Source organism: Polaromonas sp. (assembly GCF_030682935.1).
Lineage (GTDB): Bacteria > Pseudomonadota > Gammaproteobacteria > Burkholderiales > Burkholderiaceae_C > Polaromonas.
Genome location: NZ_JAUXNA010000243.1, coordinates 1 through 3,253, shown reverse-complemented (window position 1 = coordinate 3,253; position 3,253 = coordinate 1). Strand labels below are relative to the sequence as shown.

Genomic DNA, 3,253 nt, shown 5'->3' with positions numbered 1-3,253 from the left:
CCTGTTCGTGGCCGAGCGCGCCGCCAGCAAGATCCCCGACGTGCCTGAAGACACGCCCAAGCGCAGCATCGAGTCGGTGGCCGTGATCGGTGCCGGCACCATGGGCGGCGGCATTTCCATGAACTTCCTCAACGCCGGCATTCCGGTCAAGATGCTGGAAATGAAGCAGGAGGCGCTAGACCGCGGCGTCGCCACGATTCGCAAAAACTACGAAGCGCAGGTCAAAAAAGGCAAGCTCAAGCAAGACAAGTACGAGCAGCGCATGAGCCTGCTCAGCACCACGCTGCGCTACGACGACCTGAGAGACGCCGACATGGTCATAGAAGCTGTCTTCGAAGAAATGGGCGTGAAAGAAAAAGTCTTCAAGGAGCTCGATCGCGTCATGAAGCCCGGTGCGATTTTGGCTTCCAACACCTCCACGCTGGATGTGAACAAGATCGCCAGCTTCACCCAGCGCCCGCAGGACGTCGTGGGCATGCACTTTTTCAGCCCGGCCAACATCATGAAGCTGCTTGAGGTGGTGCGCGCCGAGAAAACCGGCAAGGACGTGCTGGCCACCGTGATGGCGCTTGCCAGGAAAATCAAGAAAACGGCCGTGGTGTCTGGCGTTTGCGACGGCTTCATTGGCAACCGCATGATCGAGCAGTACGGCCGCCAGGGTGGTTTCCTGCTGGATGAAGGTTGCACGCCTGAGCAGGTGGACAAAGCCGTCGAGAAATTCGGTTTTGCCATGGGCCCGTTCCGCATGGGCGATCTGGCAGGCAACGACATCGGCTGGGCCATTCGCAAGCGCCGGTATCTTGAAAAGCCTGACATGAAGTACAGCAAAACGGCCGACCTTCTGTGTGAAAAAGGCCGGTTTGGACAGAAAACCGGCGCGGGCTGGTACGACTACCTTCCCGGCAAGCGCGACGCCATTCCCAGCGCTGAAGTCGTGCAGATGATCGAAGCGCATCGCGCATCCCTGGGCATCACCCCGCGCAAAATCTCCGACGAAGAAATCGTGCAACGCCTGGTGTTTTCGCTGGTCAATGAAGCCGCCCATATTCTGGAAGAAGGCATTGCCAACAAGGCCAGCGACATCGACATGGTCTACCTGATGGGTTACGGCTTCCCGGTTTTTCGTGGTGGTCCCATGCTGTACGCCGACCAGGTGGGCTTGTTCAACGTGGTGCAGGCCATGCACCGCTTTGCGCAAAACCCGCTGGACGACGCCAAGTTCTGGCAGCCCGCGCCGCTGCTGGCCAGGCTCGCGGCCGAAGGCAAGACCTTTAACTGATTCCCGGAGATTTCCATGACCTCAGCTGTAATTGTTTCCACCGCCCGCACACCTCTGGCCAAAAGCTGGAAGGGCTCCTTCAACATGACGCATGGCGCCACCCTGGGCGGCCATGCTGTTCAGCACGCGATTGCCCGCGCCGGCATTGAAGCCGCAGAAGTCGAAGACGTGATCATGGGCTGCGCCACGCCCGAAGGCGCCACGGGTGCCAACATTGCCCGGCAGATCGCGCTGCGTGCGGGCTGCCCCATCACTGTGTCGGGCATGACGGTCAACCGTTTTTGTTCATCCGGCCTGCAAACCATTGCATTGGCGGCCCAGCGCGTGATCGCCGGAGAAGCCGGTATTTTTGTCGCTGGCGGTGTGGAGAGCATTTCCTGCGTGCAGCAGGAAATGAACACCCACATGCTGCGTGAAGACTGGCTGGTCAAAAACAAGCCCGAGATTTACTGGAACATGCTGCAAACCGCCGAGCAGGTGGCCAAGCGTTACGGCATTTCACGCGAGCGCATGGATGAATACGGCGCCGCCAGCCAGCAAAAAGCCACGGCCGCACTGGCCGCTGGCCTGTTTGAGGCAGAGATCGCACCCATCACCGTCACCATGGGTGTCGCCGACCCCGTGATGGGCCTGAGCACCAGACAGGTCACGGTCAGCCAGGACGAAGGCATTCGCGCAGGCACCACCCAGGAGGGCATCAGCGGCATCAAGCCAGCCATTCCGGGCGGCGTCATCGCCGCGGGCAACGCCAGCCAGTTTTCTGATGGCGGCGGCGCCGTGGTGGTCATGGACGAAAAAGTGGCCGAGCGAAAAGGCCTCATGCCCCTGGGCCGCTTCCTGGGTTTTGCCGTTGCAGGCTGCGAGCCCGACGAAATGGGCATCGGTCCGGTATTCGCTATCCCAAAGGTATTGGCCAGGCTGGGCCTGAAGGTCAGCGACATCGACCTGTGGGAGCTGAACGAGGCGTTTGCCGTGCAGGTGCTGTACTGCGCCGACAAGCTGGGCATTCCCATGGACAAGCTCAACGTCAATGGCGGCGCGATTGCAGTCGGACACCCCTACGGCGTCACCGGGCAGCGCCTGACCGGCCACGCGTTGATTGAAGGCAAGCGGCGCGGCGTCAAGCGCGTTTGCGTGACCATGTGCATTGGCGGCGGCATGGGCGCAGCCGGCATTTTCGAAGTGCTGTAAGGCGGATCGTTCAAGCACCCAGCAGGGCCGAGCATGCGATTTGTTGCATGCGTCGGCCCATTTTTTTTCCTGTCATGAAGGTCAGCCATGTCTTTGCGTTCCACTCTTGATTTTTTGCTCTACCAGTGGCTTGACGCCGAGTCGCTGAACCAGCGCGAGCGCTTTGCCGACCACAGCCGCGAGACCTTTGACGCGGTGTTCGACACCTGCGAGCGCATTGCCCGCGAAAAATACGCCCCATTCAACCGGCTGGTGGACACGCAGGAACCGCATTTTGACGGCGAAAAAGTCATCCTGCCGCAGGCCACGCACGATGCGCAAAAGGCCTATGCGGCTTCGGGCATGCTCAGCGCGGCGCAAGACTACGAGATCGGCGGCATGCAGCTGCCCTACACGGTTGAAGCGGCGGCCAATGCCTTTTTTGCGATGGCCTCGGTCAGCATCGGCTCCGGCATGCTGACTACGGGCAATGCCAATTTGCTGATGGTGCATGGCACCGAGTTGCAGAAAAAAGTCTTTGCGCTCAACGAGTTCTCGGGTTGCTGGTCGGGCACCATGTGCCTGTCGGAGCCGCAGGCGGGGTCGTCGCTCAGCGACGTGACGACGCGCGCGCTGCCCGATGGCGATGGTTTTGAGGCTGACCCGCTGGGCCCCCGCTACCGCCTCAAGGGCAACAAAATGTGGATTTCGTCGGGCGAACACGATCTGACCGACAACATCATCCACCTGGTGCTGGCCAAGATACCCGGTCCCGATGGCAAGCTGATTCCGGGTACGCGCGGG

3 protein-coding genes are annotated in these 3,253 nt (G+C 60.8%); all 3 read left to right on the top strand.

Annotated features, from left to right (window positions below):
- Positions 1-1,279: 3-hydroxyacyl-CoA dehydrogenase (locus tag Q8K05_RS11220; RefSeq protein ID WP_305246697.1), on the top strand; the 1,279-nt coding region annotated here is incomplete at its 5' end.
- 15 nt (positions 1,280-1,294) lie between these two features.
- Positions 1,295-2,470 carry an acetyl-CoA C-acyltransferase gene (locus Q8K05_RS11215; RefSeq protein ID WP_305246696.1) on the top strand — a complete coding sequence of 392 codons (1,176 nt, stop codon included), beginning with the start codon at positions 1,295-1,297 and terminating at the stop codon, positions 2,468-2,470.
- 87 nt (positions 2,471-2,557) lie between these two features.
- A partial coding sequence (locus tag Q8K05_RS11210) for an acyl-CoA dehydrogenase family protein (RefSeq protein WP_305246695.1) occupies positions 2,558-3,253 on the top strand: 696 nt, incomplete at its 3' end.